21 protein-coding genes are annotated in these 19,070 nt (G+C 63.9%); 1 reads left to right on the top strand and 20 read right to left on the bottom strand.

What is annotated here, in order from left to right; translation table 11 throughout:
- Positions 1-169 precede the first annotated feature (169 nt).
- Positions 170-1,336 carry a hypothetical protein gene (locus RG2_RS30650; RefSeq protein WP_116538823.1) on the bottom strand — a complete coding sequence of 389 codons (1,167 nt, stop codon included), beginning with the start codon at positions 1,334-1,336 and terminating at the stop codon, positions 170-172.
- Positions 1,337-1,373: 37 nt separating this feature from the next.
- The gene (locus RG2_RS30655) at positions 1,374-2,198 is read right to left on the bottom strand and encodes a transposase family protein (RefSeq protein ID WP_080711890.1); all 825 of its coding nucleotides are present in this window, start codon (positions 2,196-2,198) and stop codon (positions 1,374-1,376) included.
- Positions 2,199-2,505: 307 nt separating this feature from the next.
- Here RG2_RS30655 and RG2_RS31655 point away from each other — a divergent pair, with 307 nt between their 5' ends.
- Positions 2,506-2,730: a hypothetical protein gene (locus RG2_RS31655; protein WP_116538822.1), complete on the top strand. Its 225-nt coding sequence runs from the start codon at positions 2,506-2,508 to the stop codon at positions 2,728-2,730.
- Positions 2,731-3,128: 398 nt separating this feature from the next.
- On the opposite strand, the gene RG2_RS30665 is transcribed toward RG2_RS31655, so the two are convergent.
- Genes RG2_RS30665 through RG2_RS30745 form a run of 18 tightly spaced genes read right to left on the bottom strand, consistent with a single transcriptional unit; the run spans position 3,129 to position 19,057 of the window.
- Complete coding sequence (locus RG2_RS30665; RefSeq protein ID WP_033237134.1) at positions 3,129-4,271, bottom strand: XdhC family protein; 1,143 nt, start codon at positions 4,269-4,271, stop codon at positions 3,129-3,131.
- 14 nt (positions 4,272-4,285) lie between these two features.
- Positions 4,286-4,939: an SRPBCC family protein gene (locus tag RG2_RS30670; protein WP_033237133.1), complete on the bottom strand. Its 654-nt coding sequence runs from the start codon at positions 4,937-4,939 to the stop codon at positions 4,286-4,288.
- Positions 4,940-4,976: 37 nt separating this feature from the next.
- Positions 4,977-7,337 carry a xanthine dehydrogenase family protein molybdopterin-binding subunit gene (locus tag RG2_RS30675; protein WP_072782894.1) on the bottom strand — a complete coding sequence of 787 codons (2,361 nt, stop codon included), beginning with the start codon at positions 7,335-7,337 and terminating at the stop codon, positions 4,977-4,979.
- The gene (locus RG2_RS30680; protein ID WP_033237132.1) at positions 7,334-7,810 is read right to left on the bottom strand and encodes a (2Fe-2S)-binding protein; all 477 of its coding nucleotides are present in this window, start codon (positions 7,808-7,810) and stop codon (positions 7,334-7,336) included. The genes RG2_RS30675 and RG2_RS30680 overlap by 4 nt, the downstream gene beginning before the upstream one ends.
- The gene (locus RG2_RS30685; protein ID WP_033237131.1) at positions 7,807-8,664 is read right to left on the bottom strand and encodes an FAD binding domain-containing protein; all 858 of its coding nucleotides are present in this window, start codon (positions 8,662-8,664) and stop codon (positions 7,807-7,809) included. The genes RG2_RS30680 and RG2_RS30685 overlap by 4 nt, the downstream gene beginning before the upstream one ends.
- A 49-nt stretch (positions 8,665-8,713) precedes the next feature.
- The gene (locus RG2_RS30690) at positions 8,714-9,532 is read right to left on the bottom strand and encodes an SDR family oxidoreductase (RefSeq protein WP_033237130.1); all 819 of its coding nucleotides are present in this window, start codon (positions 9,530-9,532) and stop codon (positions 8,714-8,716) included.
- 2 nt (positions 9,533-9,534) lie between these two features.
- On the bottom strand, positions 9,535-9,696 hold the full coding sequence (locus RG2_RS31995; RefSeq protein ID WP_155276704.1) for a hypothetical protein: 162 nt from the start codon (positions 9,694-9,696) through the stop codon (positions 9,535-9,537).
- Between the two features lie 44 nt (positions 9,697-9,740).
- Entirely contained in the window at positions 9,741-10,490 is a 750-nt protein-coding gene (locus tag RG2_RS30695) for a maleate cis-trans isomerase family protein (RefSeq protein WP_033237129.1), read from the bottom strand.
- Positions 10,491-10,536: 46 nt separating this feature from the next.
- Positions 10,537-11,337 carry a GntR family transcriptional regulator gene (locus RG2_RS30700; RefSeq protein ID WP_051730792.1) on the bottom strand — a complete coding sequence of 267 codons (801 nt, stop codon included), beginning with the start codon at positions 11,335-11,337 and terminating at the stop codon, positions 10,537-10,539.
- Positions 11,334-11,633, bottom strand: coding sequence for a hypothetical protein (locus RG2_RS30705; RefSeq protein WP_051730791.1), 300 nt, complete (start codon positions 11,631-11,633; stop codon positions 11,334-11,336). The genes RG2_RS30700 and RG2_RS30705 overlap by 4 nt, the downstream gene beginning before the upstream one ends.
- A 19-nt stretch (positions 11,634-11,652) precedes the next feature.
- Complete coding sequence (locus RG2_RS30710; RefSeq protein WP_033237128.1) at positions 11,653-12,516, bottom strand: nitrilase-related carbon-nitrogen hydrolase; 864 nt, start codon at positions 12,514-12,516, stop codon at positions 11,653-11,655.
- Between the two features lie 20 nt (positions 12,517-12,536).
- Positions 12,537-13,631, bottom strand: coding sequence for a DODA-type extradiol aromatic ring-opening family dioxygenase (locus RG2_RS30715; protein WP_051730790.1), 1,095 nt, complete (start codon positions 13,629-13,631; stop codon positions 12,537-12,539).
- A 1-nt stretch (position 13,632) separates the two neighbouring features.
- A complete protein-coding gene (locus tag RG2_RS30720) occupies positions 13,633-14,661 on the bottom strand; it encodes a 2,5-dihydroxypyridine 5,6-dioxygenase NicX family protein (protein WP_033237127.1) in 1,029 nt (342 codons plus the stop codon).
- A gap of 17 nt (positions 14,662-14,678) precedes the next feature.
- Positions 14,679-15,452, bottom strand: coding sequence for an SDR family oxidoreductase (locus tag RG2_RS30725; protein ID WP_033237126.1), 774 nt, complete (start codon positions 15,450-15,452; stop codon positions 14,679-14,681).
- Positions 15,453-15,504: 52 nt separating this feature from the next.
- Positions 15,505-15,699 carry a ferredoxin gene (locus tag RG2_RS30730; protein ID WP_033237125.1) on the bottom strand — a complete coding sequence of 65 codons (195 nt, stop codon included), beginning with the start codon at positions 15,697-15,699 and terminating at the stop codon, positions 15,505-15,507.
- Complete coding sequence (locus RG2_RS30735; protein WP_051730789.1) at positions 15,683-16,972, bottom strand: NADH-ubiquinone oxidoreductase-F iron-sulfur binding region domain-containing protein; 1,290 nt, start codon at positions 16,970-16,972, stop codon at positions 15,683-15,685. Before RG2_RS30735 ends, RG2_RS30730 begins: the two co-directional genes overlap by 17 nt.
- Before the next feature lie 4 nt (positions 16,973-16,976).
- Entirely contained in the window at positions 16,977-17,609 is a 633-nt protein-coding gene (locus tag RG2_RS30740; RefSeq protein ID WP_051730802.1) for an isochorismatase family protein, read from the bottom strand.
- A 17-nt stretch (positions 17,610-17,626) separates the two neighbouring features.
- On the bottom strand, positions 17,627-19,057 hold the full coding sequence (locus tag RG2_RS30745) for an aromatic ring-hydroxylating oxygenase subunit alpha (protein ID WP_051730788.1): 1,431 nt from the start codon (positions 19,055-19,057) through the stop codon (positions 17,627-17,629).
- Positions 19,058-19,070 lie beyond the last annotated feature (13 nt).

The raw sequence follows: 19,070 nt of genomic DNA on the forward strand, positions 1-19,070 counted from the left end.
CTGCTGAGCTTGGCCGGCGCTGTGATCCGGGCGTGCACGCCGTAACCGGATCGTTGATCCGGCCCTTCTGTGCGGGGTTCGACCTGTTTCGCAAACGAATGCTCCTCAACGGCTGACGTATTCAGAATTGATCACGGAAAGTGGGCCAGAACCGGGTTTCGACCGTCGTTCACAGTCGGTCGAGGAAGTTGGTGCGAGCGGATTGAAGTAGCTCGTGGTAGTCCATTCCGTATGTCCAGGCGGCATGTTGAAGTGCATTGATCGCGGCCTCCAAGGGTGGAAGTTCTTCAGCGGTGTCGTTTTCGAAGGCGGCGAGCGCTTGGTATTGCGGGATGACGTCGGCGCTGCCGGGGATTCCGGTGTTGATTGTGCGGATGATTCGTGGGTCGGCGGTGAGGCGGGCGGCGGAGACCATACCGTTTTCGAAGGCTTCTGGTCGGCTGCGGCCTTTGTCCACGGCGTCCAATCCTTCGGCGATCCAGTCGATGTGGGAGATTCCGGCGCGGTCGAAGGCGCGGTGCACGCACCAGCGTGCGAATGCGCGTTGATCGGTCTCGTCGAGTTGTTCGATACGTTCGACGAGTTCGCGGTCGAATCCTGCCATGTATTGAGCTGAGTAGAGCGATTCGAGTTCCGCCGACAAGGGGCGGTCACCGAAATGTGCACGTTGTGCGCGATCGGCTTCGGCTTCGGGGCTGTAGACCCCGACCCGGACCGGATCGCCGTCGGGGCCGATGATGGTCACGATGCGACTGTCGATGTCGTCTTCGGTGGGTTGGTTCGATGCGGAAGGTTCGGTGGACCATGCGGTGTCGGTTTCGAGGATCTGGCGCACTTCGAGATCGATCATGCTGTCGGGTTCGTGGGGCCAGAGGTGGAAGAGGTAGTGCTCGGAGGGTTCGTGGACTTCGAGTCCTGCGTTGATATCGCGTCCGCGGGCGTAGGCACGAATGTGGTAGCGGCCGGAGGGGATTGGTTCCAGGGTTGAAATGACGGAGCCGGCGGCGGTGGTGAGCAGTAGATTCTCGCGCGATTCGATGGCGGATTCTGCGATGACTTCCCAGTCGCTGTGGTGGGAGTGGTCCGGCCGCAAGTGGACTGCGAACCTGTCCAACACCGTGGGCCGGCCGGCCCACGGCGCCCCCAGCAATTCCTCGACACTGTTCGCGTAGTAGAAACGACGAACGGTCTCCCGTGCCAGTCCGAGTTGCCGTGCGATTGTTCTGATTCCCATGCCTTCGTTCTTGAGAGTTGTGACCGCCTCGAATCGCCGTTTCGTGCGGACGGTAAGTATCGAACTCTCCTGACGAGCTACGTGCACCTGTTCGGCGGCCATCCTCAGTTGCTCCAACGCGGTGCGATCCATCGAACGTTCAGGCTCTGACTCGGGCTCCTTCCTCAGGCAATGATGATGGGCTGCAACGGTTTTCTCCACTGCCTCGGCAAGGTTGTGCCACAGGTGCCAGCGGTCTGCGACTTCGATCGCTTCGGGTGCTCCGGTGCGTGCGGCTTCTTCCGTACGCGCCGGCGCGGTCGCGGCAGATCACCTCGGTACCGGGATGTGCTCGCAGCCATTCGGTAACTGTTTCGGCTTTCCGATCGGCGAGAACATCGACGGGTCGGTGAGTGCCCATATCGATCAGAACTGTGCCGTAACGATGCCGCCGACGGAGAGCGAAATCGTCGATGCCAAGCACTTCGACAGTGGTCGTGGGCGGATCCGGTAACGCTCGGACCAGCCGCAACAAGGTAGAGCGTCCGACGGAAACTCCTAGCGTAGATGCCAACCTCGATCCGGCTCGTCGCGCCAACGCGAGTGCGATCTTCTCGAGGATTTCGCGCAGCAGCGGAGTGGTCCGTGTGTAAGCCTTGGTTAGTCCGTCGATCTGCTCGACAAATGTGCGTCGGTCACAGCCGGTGTTCGAGCACAGAAATCGACGTACCTGCAAGACGACGTAACTCGATCGTCCAGCGATGGCCGTATCGGCGAGCATTCGTTCGTACCGACTGTGCACGCGTTTCGAGGAAACATCACAGGTAGGACAGCTCGCCGAAGTCGACAACGGCGCCGCACGAATACGGACTCCACCTGCGGTGCATCGACCGAATCGATGTCGACCCCGACAGATGCGGAAGAAGTACACGCAGATCACAACAGTTCTCAGAACACTACAACGATCATCTCCCGCACGGTCCACGTCCTACCGGAACGACACGCGGCGCGAAGCTGGAACCGTCACGGAAAGTGGGCCAGAACCAAAATTCAGATGCCGTTGACAATGATCGATCAGATCAACGAGAAGACGCGTGCAGCTCGGCTGCTGGCCATGTACGAACACATCTTGGGTCGAGCGAGCGGATTTCCTGAGATGAAGCGGATTATCGAGCCGCCAATGCACATAGACAGTGTCCTGAGTTCGAACATTCAGTTCTCCGACTGGATCGCCGCATGCGTAACAAGAGCGATTCGAGTACCAGATCATCAAGGAATCTCCCTACCAGCGGGTGACGAGGGACAACGCACTGCCGTCGGTCAGGGGCGCATTCACTCATGAGTCGAAGATCCACCTGTGGCAGCGTGACCTTTCTGATCTCAATCACTCGGACATCTTCCGCAGTGATCGACTGCTGCATCCTGCGGCGGCGGGACAGTTGGTCGGCGACTATCTTCTGGCAGATCGATTCCGTCGAATGAAAGCTGCGGCCGAGCGAGCACAGACCAGGCAGTAGAAGGTGTTCACCGTTGGCGATTTCGTCTGGCGAGCAACAGCGTTGGTTGTACTGGCCAGCCAGCCAGTAGTCATACACAACTGAGGTAACTGATCACGTCATTCCGGAGCAGTTTCATTCGCTGCAGGTTGACTTGCAAAGCTGACTTCATGAGCAACTTCGGCAAGTCGCGCTTCGATAGCGGGCATCGTCCGATCGAATGCATACTCACGGCCTATGCCCCGTTGACTCCCGTGTGGCACAGCATTGAGGTCGCGTTGGGGTAGCAGGCCGGGTAGCGCGAGTCCGGTCAACAGTGTCGGTATAGCAACCTCGGCAACGTACCGATGCAATTGATTCAATTCGCGACCAGGCGGTACCCACCCTGCATTGTCGGAGGACGGCAGACTCAGGATCGCTCAACTGGCGCGCTGAAACCGGGAGTGATCATCAGACGGCGCCGGCGCCGACCGGTGGATCGGTCCCTCCAGTTCGGCGAGTCGTCGTCCCGTGCCGTTGCGTCGCAGGGCGATGATCTCCGCAAGGATGGAAATCGCGGTCTCTTGCGGGGTTTCCGCCCCCAGATCCAGACCGATAGGTGAGGACAGACCGGCCAGTTCGGAATCGGTGACGCCCGCGGAGCGGAGCCGTTCCAGTCGATCGAGGTGGGTGCGTCTGCTGCCCATCGCCCCGACGTAGCCCGCATCCGATCGGAGTGCGACCTCGAGCACGGGAACGTCGAACTTGGGATCGTGCGTCAGCACGCAGATCATGGTGGATTCGGTGATCGTTGTCTGCTTCAGATAGTCGTGCGGCCACATCACTACCACGTCATCCGCCTCGGGGAACCGTTCCTTGGTCGTGAACACCGGTCGCGCGTCGCACAGGGTCACCGAGTACCCGAGCACCTTCGCGGCGCGGATGAGTGCATGTGCGAAGTCGATCGCGCCGAACACGAGCATCCGCGGCGGTCGGGCGATCGAGGAGATCATCACCGACAGATCGGCTTCCGCGCAATCGCCGGTCTCGCCCATGCGCACGGTTGTGACGGCACCAGCGTCGAGGTGAAGCCTGGCCTGCGCGACGACCGCCGCGTCCAGGAGCGGATTACCGCAGGACCCGGCCCACGAGTTGCCGGTCACCACCATCGAACGGCTGAAATGGGCGCCATCGGTGATGATCGTCGCAGTCGCCAACGGCTGGTCGGCCGCGACCGCGCCCGGCACCATGGCGATGCCGGGGAGATGCTCTGGACCTGCCGGTTGCACGAGGACCTCCATGGACCCGCCGCACATCAGCCCGATCGACCCGGCTTCGTCGTCGCTGATGGAGTACCGGCGGATTGTTGCTCCCCCGGTATCCATCACCTCCGCTGCGATGTGGACGATGTCGCTTTCGACGCAGCCGCCCGAGATGCTCCCGGCGACCGCACCGCCGCGTGCGATCGCCATCACGGTGCCAACGGGCCGCGGGATGGACCCGGTCGAGCTGATGATCGTCGCGATGGCACAGTCCATTCCGGCCGTGTGCCATGCGGCGACCTTCTGCAGAATCTCACGCATCCGCCTGTCCTTTCCTAGCTGCGCTTGGACTCTCGGCGAAGCCAGATGGCTGCAAACACCGCCAAAAGCCCCGCCGCGGCAGCGACCGCGATGATCCGGCCTTTGCTGGGGGCAAGGACGCCCACCAGGTCCAGCGGCTCGTTCTCGACCAGTTTGGTGGCGGTGGTCGGGGCAGCAGAGGTGGTTGTGGTTGCTGTGGCCTCGGCTGCGGTCGGCTCGGTCCGAGTGTTGTCCAATTCAGCTGCCAGGTTCTTGGCGAACTGACCGATGATCTTGGTACCGATGTCCTCCATGACACCGCGACCGAACTGCGCGGGGCGCCCGGTGATCGCGAGGTCCGTCGCTACATGGGCGTCCGTGGTCGCGCCGTTCGGCGTCAAGGTCAGGGTGATGGTGGCGCTGACGGTCCCGGCCCCGCGGTTTTCCTTGCCGGAGCCTTCGATGACGACCCGCCGCTTGTCCTCGTCGCGCTCGACGAAGCGGCCCTTCATCTTGTAGGTCATCTGGATGGCACCGACCTTGACGCGGATCCGGCCGGTGAACTCGTCACCCTCGACGGTATCGAGCGTTGCCCCCGGCATGCAGGGCGCGACGCGCTCGACGTCGAGCAGCAGTGCCCACGCCTCGTCGATCTCGGTGGGGACATTGAAGTTGTTTTCGAAAATCATTGCTTTCCGCCTTGTTGCTTCGGGATGGGGCAACCGGTCATCGGGTGAGTCCGGCCTTGTCGAGGAGCGTCCAGATCCGGGTGGGGGACATGGGCAGGAATACGAGGTCCTCGGCGATCTCTGGGACCGCGGCAGCGACCGCGTTGGCGATGGCCGCGGGAGTCGGAATGGTGCCGCTCTCGCCTGCCCCCTTGAACCCGCCCGGTGTGAACGAACTCGGGTGAACCATGTGGTCCATCTCGATGTCCGGAACGTCCTCGGACATAGGGAGAATGTAGTCGAGATACGTGGTGGTCAGAGGCTGGCCGGTATCGGAGTAGACGACCTCCTCGAGGAGTGCGCCGCCAAACCCCATCGCGACCCCGCCGACGATCTGGCCCTCGACGATCAAGGGGTTCACCAGCACTCCGGCATCGTGAACGAGCCAGTACGCCTCGACGGTGACCTTTCCGGTGTCCAGGTGGACAGCGACCTGCGCGGCATGGGTGGCGTAGCCGTAGGTGATGCTCGCGGGGTCGTATTCGCCAATTTCCTCGAGGGCGATCGGATCGGTCGGTCCTCGTCCCCAGCCCATCCATCCGCGGTGGGCGACCTGCGCCCACGAGATCGACTGTGCGCCATCGGCGGTGGTGTAAACCAGACCGTCGAAGGTGACCTGGTCGGGTTCGGTCTTCAGCGCCGCCGCCGCGAGAGTCTGCATGCGACAGCTCAGGCGTTCGGCCGCACCGAGGAGCGCCGCGCCACCGACCGCGACGGCCCGACTCGCCTGAGATGCCATGTTCGAGTACGGCGAGACCGCCGTGTCGCCGAGCTGGACGGAGATCAGAGGCATGGGGACGCCAAGCGTGTCGGCCGCGATCTGGGCGAGAGCGGTCTCGATGCCCTGCCCCACCGAGGTGACGCCGGAGAACACGGTGACCGAACCGTCTTCGTTGACGCGGACTCGGGTCGAGTCCCAGGTGCTCCAATGGATTCCGTACATCTCGGACAGGGCGGTCGGTGCGAACCCGGTGATCTCGGTCATCGAGGAGTACCCGATGCCGCGGCGCACGCGTTCGGTCGAGGTGCGGTTCTTGCCGGCGGACATGTCCGCCGCCCGCTGGAGTGCCTGCGGGTAGTCGCCGGTGTCGTAGGGCATCTGCAGCCGGGTCACGACCGGCAGTTCGGCCGAGGTGATCATGTTCCGCTGGCGCAGTTCGACGGGGTCGACGGCCAGCACGCGGGCCGCCTCGTCGATCAGCCGCTCGCGCACGTAGGTGGCTTCCTGCATACCGTAGCCGCGGAACGCGCCGGTGGGCACTGCATTGGTGTACCAGGCGGTGACGGTGGCAGCCGCGGCGGAGGTGTATCGGTACGGGCCCTCGACCATCAGACCGGATACCTGGAACGGTCCGGTGCCGCCGGTGCCGGTGCAGGAATAGGCGCCGACGTCACCATGGAGATCAACGTGCAGCGCGAGGAAGGTGCCGTCGGCGTCGAGCGCGAGGCGGGCACGGTCGAGTTGGCCACGGCCCTGGTAGCTCGACACCAGCGCCTCGGCACGGTCTTCGATCCACTTGACGCGGGCGCCGATGGTCTTGGCTGCCAGGCAGACCATCGCCTCATCCGGGAACAGGAGCGTCTTGAGGCCGAAGGCGCCGCCGACGTCGGGTGCGACGACGCGAACCTGGTCGGCGCGCAGGCTGAGCGCCCGCGCGACTTCCTGGCGCACCAGGTGCGGGACCTGGGTGCTCGAGTGGACGGTCAGCTGGCCGACCGCCGGGGTCCACTCGGCGACGATGCCGCGGGGTTCCATCGAGTTGTGGCTGATCCGCGGCACCGTGTACTCGCGGTCGATGACGGTGTGCGCCGAAGCGAACACACCTTCGAGCGTTTCGAGGGTGTCGCCGAAATGGATCTGGCCGACTCTGTTGGAGCCGAGTTCCGGGTGGACGAGGGGCGCGCCCTCCGCGCGTGAGTTAGCGATAGAGACCACCGCAAGCGACTCGTCGAAGGTGACGTCGATCAATTCGATCGCATCTTCCGCCGCCGCCCGACTCTGCGCGACGACCACCGCGATCGGCTGGCCGACGTACCGGATGACGCGGCTGAACAGGGCGAAGTCGATCTCTTGCTGGCCGGGAATCAGCCAGGGCGCCGGAATCGTCTGCAGGCCGGCCTCAAAATCGTCCGGCCCGAGCACCAGCATCACTGCGGGATCCTTCTGAGCCTCGGCGGCGTCGAACTCCGTCAGGCGCCCCGCTGCGATGGGGCTGCGGAGGACCGCGGCATGCAACGTGCCGGCGTCCTTGATGTCGTCGACATACCAGCCGTGGCCGCGAAGCATGCGGTCGTCCTGGACGCGGGGAACGGGGGAGCCGATCAGGGCCGCGCTGTTGTCGGCTTCGGTGGTGGTCATTCGGAGGCCTCCGTCCATGTCTTGCGGATCGCGGCGCGGATGCTCGCGTAGCCGGTGCACCGGCAAATGTGACCGCCGAGGACCTCGGTCTCGGTGTCTTCGACCGTGCGGCCATCTCGTTGCGCTGCGGTGACGCTCATCAGGACCCCGGGCGTGCAGAACCCGCACTGCAGGCCGTGCTCTGACTTCATCGCCTTTTGGAAACAGGACAGCTCGTCACCGGTGGCGAGGGATTCGACCGTTTCGACGGTCGCACCGTCGGCCTGGACGGCGAGCATCAGGCACGACCGCACCGGAGTGCCGTCGACCAGGATGGTGCAGGCGCCGCAGACACCCTGCTCACACCCGACGTGGGTGCCGGTCAGCTCCTGATCGTGCCGGAGGAAATCGCTGAGCAGCGTCCGCACCGGGACGGTCTCGCTGCATTCGGAGCCGTTGAGCGTCAACGTGATCGATTTCGTTTGTCCAGTCATGACTGCTCCTCGTTGAGCTTGATCAGCACTCGTCGCACGAGTGAACGTAGGAGTCCCCGGCGGAAGCCGGCGGTTCCGTGGATGTCGGTGGGCGGATTCACCTCCGCCGACGCCGCGTCGGCGGCGTGTTCTACTGCATCCGCAATCGCCCTCCCGGTCAGGGCATTCTCCAACCCGAACAGACGTTGGGGCACTTCCGAGACGCCCGCGGCAGCAGCCCTCGCGGCGGTAACGACGCCGTCCTTGACCGAGATGCCGAGGCAAAGACCCGCGAAGGGGAAATCCCCCTGGCGGCGGGAGATCTCGTCGTAGACGAAGGTCAGTCCGGGGTGCAGGGGGAAGTCGACGGACACAACGATTTCATCGGGTTCCTTCGAGGTGGTGAAAACAGACTCGAAGAAGTCCTCGGCCGGCACGGCGCGCGAACCAGCCTTCGAACGCAGGTGGATCGTCGCGCCGAGCGCGACCGCAACGGTGGGAATTTCGGCGGAGGGGTCCGCGTGGCTCACGGTGCCACCCACGGTCGTGCGAGCCCGAATTTGGGGATGCGCCACATACGAAGCCGCGGAACCGAGCACCGGGAGCGCCGCCCGGACACCGTCATCGTGTTCGAGAGTTGCCAGACGGACGGTGGCGCCCACGGACACCGCCGAATCCGAGATCGCGATGGTGTCGAGGCCCTCGACCCGATTGATGTCGATCACCAGTTCGGGCCGTGCGAACCGCATGTTGAGCAGAGGTATCAGGCTCTGGCCGCCGGCCAGCAGTGTGGCGCCGTCCTGCGCTTCGGCGAGGAGATCGAGAACTTGGTCGAGCGAACTGGGCGCTTCGTAGTCGAACGCGGGTGGTTTCATTGTGGGCCCCTAGCTCAGTGTTGGGGATCGGATCGGGCGAATATCGTTGTCACTCTGGGTATCTCTCGAACAATGTGTTCCCTGCGGGCTGACCGAGCCCACGAATGGAAAGACCGGAGTCGACGACGAAGGTCGAGCCGGTGATGGCGGCGGAGTCGGATGGGCTGGCCAGCAGCGAGTACACGGCTCCGTAATCCGCTGCATCCGGCATCACTGCCAGAGGCAGCGCGGTCTCCGTTCCGTCGAGGACGGCTGCCTTCTGGCCCTGTTCCAGGGTGGACAGGCCGGTCATCACGGTGTTGGCGACTCCCGGAGCCACGGCGTTGACCCGCACCTGCGGCGCCAATTCGTACGCCAACTGCTTGACCAGGCCGGCCAGCGCATGTTTGGCGCATGTGTAGAAGATCCCGCCGCCGCTGGGCGAGCTCGACGCGAACGATGCGGTCAGGACCACTCGGCCGCCGCGGGTGGCCAGCATCGGTAGCGCCGCACGGATCAGGTGCAGTTCGGCGAGGACGTTTGATCGAACGCTCTCGGTGAGAGCCTGATGGAGGAGCTCGCCGGGAATGTCGATCATGGGTACGGCCTGGTCGAAGACGCCGGCGCAGGACACCACCACGTCGACAGGTCCGAAGCGATCGGCGGCCACCGATACGGTATCCACCGCTGCCCGCCAGTCGCGGCAGTCGGACCGGTGGACCTGCAGGTTGTCCGATCCGCACGCGGTCTCGAGACGGTCCAGGCGGCACTGGTCGATGTCGACGGCGAACACCGATGCGCCGTCAGCCAGGAACCTTGCGACGACCGCGGAACCGATGCCGCCGGCAGCGCCGACAATGATGCAGGTCTGTCCATCCAGTGATCCCATCGCTACATCACCCTGGCTTCGCCGAGGCGTCGGTAGTGGTTGGCCGTGCGCTCGGTGACCGTGCCGTCAGCGTTGGCTGGGGAGTTGATCTGAGGGGACTTGACGATCCGGTTGCGGGTGAGCCGGCGCGCGATGCGGCCTGGCCTACCAAGATGGGAATACACACGGGTCCTTTCAGTGTCGGGGCTGGACTGGCTGCTTACGGCAACTACTCCCCGCTGAGGAGCTTTCCGGCGCCGGGGACGACGGTGTCGAGCCCCAGATTGCGGAGAATCTCCCACACCGTGGCCGACGCCGCCGTCAGGACCGGGATGTCGTACTGCTGCTGCACCTCGGCGAGGGCAGGCAGCGAGGGCATCTGCACGCATGCGCTCAGGACAATCGCGTCCGCGTCGTCGGTGTTGAGGTTCTTGACGTATCCGGGCAGGTTTGCGGGGTCGAGGAGGCCGACCTTAAGGTTGTCGGGCTCCTCCAGCGCCACTGAGTCGATGACTTTGATGCCTTCGTTCTCGATGTACGAGATCACGGTGTCGGTCAGTTCCCGCATATACGGGGCGACGAGCACGATCTTCTTCGCGCCCACGTGATGAAGGGCGCTGACCAGGGCGCCGGCCGAGGTGACCACGGGGGCGTCGCCACCGCCCTCGGCCGCGACGGTCTTCGACAAACGCTCCTGCGACACGCAGTGGTATCCATTGCCCTGCGCCATGATCGCCACCAGGCAGGCGTAGGCGAGGACTTTCACCCGTGCATCGGCGAGCTCGGCCGCACACCGCAACGAGTCGTCGTCCATCGCCTTGAGCTCTTCCGGAGTGACGTGCTTCATCCGCATCCGGGAGGAATGGAAGGTGAACCTTTCCGGCAGCACAGATTCCCGGGCGTGCAGCATGGCCGGGATCTCGGTCTCCATCGTCGTGTTGGAACTCGGTACGACCAGTCCGACTCGAATTGCGTTCATGTGAGGGCCTTTCATTTGAGGTGGTGAATCTGCTGGAGGCCGAGGGCTACCCGGCGAAGACATTGGTGGTGCTCAGCCCATGGAGCAGGGGCGGAAGCGAATCCGACACGGGCAGATGCAGACGGTCCAGGCAACGACCGTCCGTGATGCCGGCGAACTCGAAACCGGTGCCCTCGATCGCGGCGAGCAGGGGCACGAACGTGTGCTCAGGAGCGGAGGTGCGCACTATGCCGAGTGCCGCGTCGATCAGGTGGAACTGCAGCAGGGCCCGCGCAGAATCCACGTCGTGACGTCGAACGGCGTCGAGGAACATACGGTCGACCTCGGTCACGTCCTCCAACGCCAGCGGCCGGGTGAAATACACCGCCTGATGCCGGTCGATGTGCGTGATCAGGGATCGCGTGAGGTCGCCGAACGGCTGCGGATACTTCTCGAGCAGCACGTTGTGATACTTCTTGTGCCAGAACTGGAAGTCCTTGGTGCTCAAACTGTCCCGGCTCATCTCCCACAACGCCCGCTCCATCCGGGCGATGTCGTCATCGGTGACCAGCGGGATCGTCGAGGCCAACGCGTGGGGTTCGACGAGGATTCGCACCGCGTAGGAATCCTCGACGTCGGAGACGCTCAACGGCGCAACCACGACACTCCGATTGGCCTCCGAGACGACGAACCCTTCCCGTTCGAGCCGTTGGAATGCTTCCCGAAGCGGCGTGCGGGAGACGTTGAGGTCCGTCGCCACCTGGATCTGCGGCAGCCGGATACCCGGTCCGTAGGTGCCGTCCGCGATGCGGTCCTTGAGTATCTGATAGACGACATCGACGGTTTGCCCGTTGCGCGTGCTGGTCATTGCGGCTCGGTTCTCTCATCGTCTTCGGATCCAAGTCGGATCCTGATCAGGTCGGTGAACAGCTGCGGCTTCTGCTCAGCGATTACCTCGAGCTGCATCGGATCGAGGAGGATGTGCTTCCCGTTTAAGGGAATGCGGACTTCGAGCCGCTCGCCGTTGCGGGTCCAGACCTTGCGGACCGTCACGCCGGCGAATTCGTTGCCGATGCCGATCCATTGGTCTGTCTCGATGATGCCCGGATCGACGTCGTGGACGTGGTCGGCCTCTTCGCGGTTAAGGGGAGGTGTGGATTGCATGAGTGTGCGCCTTTCCTTTTCAGCTGACCGCGATCGAGAGGGGAGTCGCGTCGTAGATGCGAGCGGGCCGGACACCGTGGAGAACGGGAAGGATCGTTCGGGTGCGCTCCACTTCGGCCATGTCCAGTTCGAGTACCCGCGTCGCATACGGTGCGCTGCCGAGGTCCGCGAGGACCTCACCCCACGGGCCTACCGCCATCGCGTGCCCCCACGTCCGGAAACCGCGGTCGACGGAGGGGTCGTCCGAGGCAACTGTTGTGGACGCGACCACGTATGCAAGGTTCTCGATGGCGCGTGACTGCAGAAGGGTCTGCCAGTGTGCAGAACCGGTCTTTTCCAGGAAGGCGGCTGGGTAGAGCAGGACCTCGGCACCGGCTGCCGCAAGTTTGCGCGATGCTTCGGGGAAGCGGATGTCGTAGCAGATGAGCAGGCCGATTTTGATCCCCGCGACTTCGAGGATCGTGAGGCGTTCCCCGGGTGCCTCAACCGTCGATGCCTCGAACGACTGGCCGCCGATGTTCGCATCGAACAGATGAAGTTTGTCGTATCGGCCACGCAGCGTGCCGTCCGCGCCATACACGAGCGCACTGTTGGTGGTGTGCTCGCCGATCCGGTACTTCAACCCGCCGACCACAGTGACAACTCCACATTTCGCGATGTGTTCCTCGAGCTTGTGCAGCAATTCACTGTCGGGGGTGAACGCGGCCTCGCGCATCTCGGCGTTGGTGCCCAGCATCAATCCGTTCTCGGGCAACAGGACAACGTCCGCACCGTCCTCGGCGCACGACGTGATCGCACTGCAGGCATATTTGACGTTGCGTTCGATGTGTGTCGAGGCATCCCATTGGGTCAGCCCGATGCGCAGTACCCGGTTTCCAGCCATAACGATTCGGCTCCTTGTTCTCAGTGTGGAGTGAGGGGAAGATTCACAACGGTCCAGCCGCCCCCGGAGGCCTCCATGGGCTCGTATGCGAGGACGTCCGCGGGTACAGCCGGACCTACTACACCGAGCATGATTATCCAGTTCTGGATCTCGTACTGGCCGTGATCGAGCAGTGGATAGGGCTCGAGGTTCGCCAGATCCTGGCCTCGGCCCGCCTTGAGCAGATCGAGGATGTAGGTGTCGAATTCGACGTCGACGCCGCCGAACTTGCCGGGATCTAACCAATGCGACAGTCCGCCGGTCGCGAGAACCGCGATCCTCTTGCCGGACTTCTCGATGGCGCCGCGCAACGCCTGGCCGAATCGTAGTGCGGAATACGGGGAGAAGGCGCGGTGCGGCTGGGTCACGATCGGGATCACCGGCACCCCGCCGTGCGGGAGGGTCAGTCGCAGGGGGACGACGAGACCGTGATCGAGATCCACCCGCGGCGACGGTTCGACTTCGAGTCCGGCGGCTCGGACCTCTTCGACCATCAGGGCCGCGAACTCCGGGGCACCCTTCAGATCCAGGTCCAGTTCTGGTCGCTTGAAGAACTCCATGGAGCCGACGTGCTGGGCTGCGGTGCCGACCACGAAGTGCGAGGTGTCGAAGCTCTGGAAATGACAGTCGGTGGTGACGAGGATGATGTCGGGATTTGCGGCAGTGAGGATCTCCTTGAGATCGCTGTACCCGGACAACAGGCGGCCGATGCCGTCTACCGGGTCGATCTCCGGACGGGCGAGGAGATCCGGCACGTGCGAGCAGCCGCCTGCAAAAACGAGCCCGGTCGGAATCGAGGGATCCGGCAGCGGGACGGATTCGTCGATCCGGAGCGCGCCGCTGCTCTCGGAATCGTTGACGTTGTCGTTGAACCAGCGGCTCACCAGAATGGTGACACCGTCGTTGACTCCCGCCGATCGCAGCCGGTCGCGCTGGCCGGTGAGGATGATGTTGAGCCATTCGGGGGTCAGACCGAGTTTGTCGGCGGCCGACGCGGGAGTTTGCTTGGCCTCGGTCATCAGGGCGTCGTCGCGAGCGAGCGTGAGGATCGCCGTTTCGAGAGTGGTTCCGTCCATGTCAGTTGTCCTTGAGGGTTCCGTGGGAGACGAGGGTTCCGTGGGAGACGACTTCGATGCCGTCGACGGTGACAGTGCATCCGCGCATCGGAATGTCGAGGTGAGCGGGTGTCTCGCGGTCCGCGAAGCGGTTCGAGCCGGTCGACCACATGAAGTTTCCGGCTGTGGATCGCAACTCCTGGCCGTACAGGGTGCGCGGATCGTAGACGTCGAACGCGGACCAGCGTGCACGGTCGAGCAGACCCCAACCCATGTGGCTCAGTGCCCATACTTCGGGGTCTTGCCAGCTCCGGAAGTAGTCATTGAGCAGGGCCGCATCCGCGCCACCCTTGATGCTGACGATATACCCGGCCTCGACCTCGATGCGGACCTCGTCGCGGACGTAACGTTGCCACGGGATCAATGCGTCGCCGGGCTGCAGCACGATGGTGCCCTCGGCGGTTCGGTCGCGAGGGAAGCAGGCTACGAATCCGCTCGGCCAGTGATCCCAGCGGCCAGGTTCGTCGACATATCCCCATTGATGGGTGATCGGCAGGTCCTCGCCGGAGATGTCGGCCGTCAGATCTGTTCCAGCGGAACTGATCACCCGCAGCGTCGAGCCCTTGCGCAAGGATTGTCCGCCGGCCTCTACCCTGGCCCGAAGTTCACCGTCGCCGATCAGGCGCTCGAGGACATCGGCCGGCTCGGCGACGAATAGCATTCGTTTGCCGTTGCCGGTGATCCTGGTGCGGACGTCGGAGTGGATCAGTCCGCCGACGGTGACGTCGACTACGAAATCGCATTCGCCCGCAGCGGCGAGAAGTGCGGACACCTCACGGCCGTCCGGAGCGTACGGCGGCAACATCGGGCTGGACAGGCTGGACGCGTGTAGCACGAGGGCGCTTGCGCCCAGCTGACGGGCCGCGGCCACTGCGGCCTCGACGTATTCGTCCTTCTGGCCCAGTTCGGCGATGACTCCGACGAGCTCGTTCTCCTTGACCGCGCACAGTCGGTACTGGTCGACGAAGTTTTCAATCAGTGATTTGCTCATGTGTATGGTTCCTTTTCTCAGAAGACAGTGCGGACGGCGCCGCCGTCGACGGTGATGGCGGAGCCGGTCATGAAGGAGGACCGCGCGGAGGCCGCAAACGCGACGACGTCCGCAATCTCGTCGGCTTCGGCCCAGCGCCCGAGCGGGATCTCGGCGACGACCTTGGAGATCTCGTCGGCAACGGTGGAGCCGTTGGCACTGGCCTTGGCTTCGACGATTTTGGTCATCCGGTCGGTTCCGGTCGCGCCGGGCATCACCTGCAGCATGCGAACACCCTTGGCCGCCAGCTCATTTGAAAGGGTCTTGAGCATCGCGCCCGCCGCGGCGCGATAGGCTGCGGACAGTGCGCCTCCCTCCTTGGGTTGTTTGACCCAGGTCGAGGTGAGCAGGATGATCGTGCCGCCGTTGCCCGCCGCCATGACATCGGCTGCCCGGGTGACGAGCTGAACCACGGGGCGGAGCAAAGTGTCATGGGCGGTTTCCCAGTCCTCCCAGGTAGTTGCGAGCACCGGCTTGATGGGCGGACCCGGCGTATTCATCACCAGCGTGTCGAGGGCGCCAAACTGTGCCACCACATCGTCGATCAGGGCGCCGGTCCGGTCCGGGTCGCCGAGGTCGACCGACTGTGCGACGATCCGGCCGTCGGCGACCGTTTCGACCGTGCCGTCCCCTGATCGCGAAGTGGCGACTACTGTCATGCCCTCGGCGGCGAGCCGCTCGGCGACGGCCCGACCAATGCCTCTCGATGCGGCCGTCACCAGTGCGGTCTTTCCTGTCAGACCCAAATCCATTGCATACCCTTATGTTTCGATTAGTGATGGTCGGTTTTGCGTGCCGCTGAATTCAGTGGACCTTGGTGATCGCCATCTCTGGGCAGGCAGCGAGGGCGTTCTCGGCGGCCTGCTCGTCCCCGTCGGGGACGGTGCCGTCGCCAATCACGCTCGCGTAACCCCACTCGTCGAGGATGAACAGGCTCGGGCACAGATCCGCGCAGGCGCCGAACGCCTCACATTTGGTTGCATCAACCTGCATCTTCATTTGCGGTACTCCAATCAGACTGAGTCGGTAGGTCCAGCGTGGTGTGGGAGAGTCGGGCTGCGGTGCGGCCTAATCTGGCTGCGCCGTCAAGGAAGGCGCAGGCGCCCCGACCTATTAGGGTCGTGCCCCACCGCTCGAGGTTGTCGGTGAGTTCGGGTGATTGATTTCCCCCCGCGATCTCGGCGAGGGTCTTGGCTATCGACTTGGTTCCGTTCTTGCAGACACCGCACTGCAGCGCGGACTGCCCCTCGAACCACTGCGAGATCCTGGCCGCGATATCGATCGTGTTGCGTTCGACGTTCAGTACCGTGATCGACGCACATCCGAGCCCGCTTCCAGCGGCCCGGACCCGGTCGTAGTCGCAGTTCAGGGTTGGCTCGGCAATCATGATTCCGCCGAACCAGCCGCCCATCACGAGAGTTCCGATATTGCCGGTGGAACCACCGGCCGCCTCGATGAGGTCCCGTAGTGAGATGCCAAGGGGTGCTTCGTAGATCCCTGGTCGGTCGATGTCGCCGAGCAATGTGAACAACGCGGTTCCGGGGGAGGACTCGCTGCCCGTTGCGCGGAAAGCACCGCTCCCGTGGACCGCGATCCACTCGGCGTCCGCGAGGGTCTCGACGTTGGAGATCAGTGTCGGCAAACCGTCGACGCCGGCCTCGCACGGCCTCGGTGGCCGTGCGGTCGGCAAGGCGAGGCCGCCGTTGATGGATCGGCAGACCGCTGTCTCGTCTCCCGCGACGTATGTGTGCTCGGCCTGATGGTAGGTGAGCGAAAGCTGCGGGGGGACAAGGCCATAGGCGTAGACCGCGTCGATCGATGCCCGTACGGTGCGCAGTGCTTGCGCGTCGGACACATAGACGATTGCCCGGGCGGCGCCGATCGTTGCCGCCGCCCGTATAAGCCCGGCGAGTACCAGGAAGGGGCGATGCAGGAGCAGCCACTTGTCCTTCTCCGATGCCGGCTCGCCCTCGTGCCCGTTGGCGACGACGACCTTCTGGCCAGCCGCGGCAGCGACCGCACGCCACTTGATGTAGGCGGGGAATCCTGCGCCGCCGCGTCCGCGGAGCCCGGCGGACTCCAGTTCGGTGAGCAGATCCACCCCGTCCGCCGCGTCGCTGAAGAATCCGGACGAGATCTCGTCCGCGAGGCAGACCGGGCCGATCATCGATTCGGCCGTAATCAGCCTTCCGCCACCGGGCGTCGCGTCGACCGCGGGAAGGTTGGTAGGTGGAAGTACATCCGTCAGTGTGTCCAGGTATTTCTGAGTCATGAGCTCATTCCTCCATCAGGGCAACTGCGAATGAGCGGTTGATGACCTGGCCATACTTCGCATCAATGTCGAGGAAAGCTGCCTCTGCGGGTGCGGCTTCCCTGTCGCCGACGGCTTCGCGGACAACGTAGGCAGCGATATTTGCCGCGCAGGCGTCCACTGCGGAGGCCCGCACACAGCCCGAGGTAGTGGCGCCGACGACGATCAGCGCATCGACGCCACCAGCAGTCAGGTCCCGCTGCAGTTGCGTGCCGTTGAACGCCGAGGCGGTGGTCTTGACGTAGATCCGGTCGCCGTTGCGCGGGGCCAGCCGCCGGTCTACGTCAACCCAGGTCGAGTCGAGTTCCAGCTCGCGCAGGGCGGGCATCTTGTCCAGCCACACGCTGCCACGCTCGAGCTCGGCGGGTGAGAACCCGATGACGGTGAAATACACCGGAATCCCGTTGCTTCGAGCGATCCGGAGCAACTCCGCACTCACGTGGACCTCGGCGTCGAGATCGAACCCGGGCCCACACGTTGAATCGGTGAACCCGGTCTGGAAGTCGACCACCAGCAGGCCGAACCTCGTACCTCGAGACAGCTGGCCCATCAAACCTCCGGCTGCGTATCGCGCCCGCACAGCGTGCATCTCGCTCATCAGTGCTCCATCTCGGGTCAGCCGGCCGTCGGCTCGCGCCGCGAGCGGGATTCGACCCCGGGGGCGAATTTCGTCTCCGGCCACTGTCCGCTCTCGGCCTCCATCAACTTCTGATAGAAGTCATAGGCGTTGCGCTGCACGCCTTCTTCGTAGCGGGACCAGTAGACGATGCCGGGTCCGGGCCAGTCGTCGACCTCATGTGCGATCCCGGTGCCGGGCATACCCATCTGGTAGTTGAGATTGAAGCCGAGTGCCTCGGCCGCCACGGACTTGCCGGTCCGGGCGATTGTGATCCACGGTTCGGTGTCGTCCATCTCGAAGGACCCGCCGACGGAGAACGTGGCCAGACCCGCGCGGTAGGAGCGTTCCTTTTGTGCGGCCGTCATCTGCTTGTAGCCGACGAACCAGTTCCAGATCTCGATCTGGTTGGGGCCCTTGGGCTGCCAGGTGCGGACCGTGATGATTCCGGTCGGCTCATGTTTGGTGCCGTCCTCGCTCATCGGGAGCGCGAGAAGTGAGAAGTTCGGAAAGACGTTGCCGACCATCACGCGTGAGCGGCGAGCTACCTCCAGTTGGTCCGCGTCGATCCGCGAGGTGTCGAACTTCGCGGCCAGATCCTCGGGGAATCCGAAGAACTTGGGTCCTGGCTCGTCCGCATCCTCAGCCATAGAGAATGACAGCGAGTGACCTGGGGAAGCCTGAATGTGGTAGCCCATCATGTTCTCGCGGAAGGGGACGGGAAATGCGCCGATCTCCCAGACAGAACGGTGCAGGGTTCCGAGGTGATAGTCGTCGCCGGAAAAGTTCTCCATGCCGGACTTCCAGTTGGCGTCGACGACGAATCGCTGCGGCGGGCCGAGGACTTCCACTCCCTCGTCGTCGAGTCCGAAAAGGAGGTCGAGGTAGTAGGCCATACCGCCGAGATACTCGCGAAGTTCGGGTGCGGACTGGTCCAGGGTTGCGAAAATGAACCCGTGGTAACTATCCGACTTTGCGGCTTTGATGAGTCCGTTGTCCTCCTTGTTCATGCCGCCGAACGCGTTTTTCCACAGCGGGGCGCCGACGAGTTTGCCGTCGGTCGAATACGTCCACCCGTGGTACGGGCACCGGAAGTGTGAGGTGTTTCCGGAGTCGGAGCGACAGACGGCGACTCCCCGGTGTCGACACGCATCGAACATGACGTTGATCGCTCCGGACTCGTCGCGCGCAACGATGAAGTTGTCTTCGCCGATCTTGCGGACGACGTAGTCCCCGTTGGCCTCGATCTCGGACTCGTGGGCGAGGAAGACCCAGCTACGGGCGAAGATCTTGCGCAGTTCGGTATCGTAGACCTCCTTGTTGCCGAAGATCGGCGCCGGGATCTGACCCGAGGGCAGTCCTTCGCCGAGTTCGCGCATCAGGCGCTCGACGGTGTCTTCCTGTGATGTGTTGCCGGCCGGATCGGCCATGGTCCACTCCTTG

Source organism: Rhodococcus globerulus NBRC 14531 (genome assembly GCF_001894805.1).
GTDB lineage: Bacteria > Actinomycetota > Actinomycetes > Mycobacteriales > Mycobacteriaceae > Rhodococcus_F > Rhodococcus_F globerula.

Excerpts from the sequence above, each read along its gene's own strand:
- RG2_RS30650 (WP_116538823.1), bottom strand. The coding sequence starts at position 1,336 with ATGGCCGCCGAACAGGTGCACGTAGCTCGTCAGGAGAGTTCGATACTT.
- RG2_RS30665 (WP_033237134.1), bottom strand. The coding sequence starts at position 4,271 with ATGCGTGAGATTCTGCAGAAGGTCGCCGCATGGCACACGGCCGGAATG.
- RG2_RS30670 (WP_033237133.1), bottom strand. The coding sequence starts at position 4,939 with ATGATTTTCGAAAACAACTTCAATGTCCCCACCGAGATCGACGAGGCG.
- RG2_RS30675 (WP_072782894.1), bottom strand. The coding sequence starts at position 7,337 with ATGACCACCACCGAAGCCGACAACAGCGCGGCCCTGATCGGCTCCCCC.
- RG2_RS30680 (WP_033237132.1), bottom strand. The coding sequence starts at position 7,810 with ATGACTGGACAAACGAAATCGATCACGTTGACGCTCAACGGCTCCGAA.
- RG2_RS30685 (WP_033237131.1), bottom strand. The coding sequence starts at position 8,664 with ATGAAACCACCCGCGTTCGACTACGAAGCGCCCAGTTCGCTCGACCAA.
- RG2_RS30690 (WP_033237130.1), bottom strand. The coding sequence starts at position 9,532 with ATGGGATCACTGGATGGACAGACCTGCATCATTGTCGGCGCTGCCGGC.
- RG2_RS30695 (WP_033237129.1), bottom strand. The coding sequence starts at position 10,490 with ATGAACGCAATTCGAGTCGGACTGGTCGTACCGAGTTCCAACACGACG.
- RG2_RS30700 (WP_051730792.1), bottom strand. The coding sequence starts at position 11,337 with ATGACCAGCACGCGCAACGGGCAAACCGTCGATGTCGTCTATCAGATA.
- RG2_RS30705 (WP_051730791.1), bottom strand. The coding sequence starts at position 11,633 with ATGCAATCCACACCTCCCCTTAACCGCGAAGAGGCCGACCACGTCCAC.
- RG2_RS30710 (WP_033237128.1), bottom strand. The coding sequence starts at position 12,516 with ATGGCTGGAAACCGGGTACTGCGCATCGGGCTGACCCAATGGGATGCC.
- RG2_RS30715 (WP_051730790.1), bottom strand. The coding sequence starts at position 13,631 with ATGGACGGAACCACTCTCGAAACGGCGATCCTCACGCTCGCTCGCGAC.
- RG2_RS30720 (WP_033237127.1), bottom strand. The coding sequence starts at position 14,661 with ATGAGCAAATCACTGATTGAAAACTTCGTCGACCAGTACCGACTGTGC.
- RG2_RS30725 (WP_033237126.1), bottom strand. The coding sequence starts at position 15,452 with ATGGATTTGGGTCTGACAGGAAAGACCGCACTGGTGACGGCCGCATCG.
- RG2_RS30730 (WP_033237125.1), bottom strand. The coding sequence starts at position 15,699 with ATGAAGATGCAGGTTGATGCAACCAAATGTGAGGCGTTCGGCGCCTGC.
- RG2_RS30735 (WP_051730789.1), bottom strand. The coding sequence starts at position 16,972 with ATGACTCAGAAATACCTGGACACACTGACGGATGTACTTCCACCTACC.
- RG2_RS30740 (WP_051730802.1), bottom strand. The coding sequence starts at position 17,609 with ATGAGCGAGATGCACGCTGTGCGGGCGCGATACGCAGCCGGAGGTTTG.
- RG2_RS30745 (WP_051730788.1), bottom strand. The coding sequence starts at position 19,057 with ATGGCCGATCCGGCCGGCAACACATCACAGGAAGACACCGTCGAGCGC.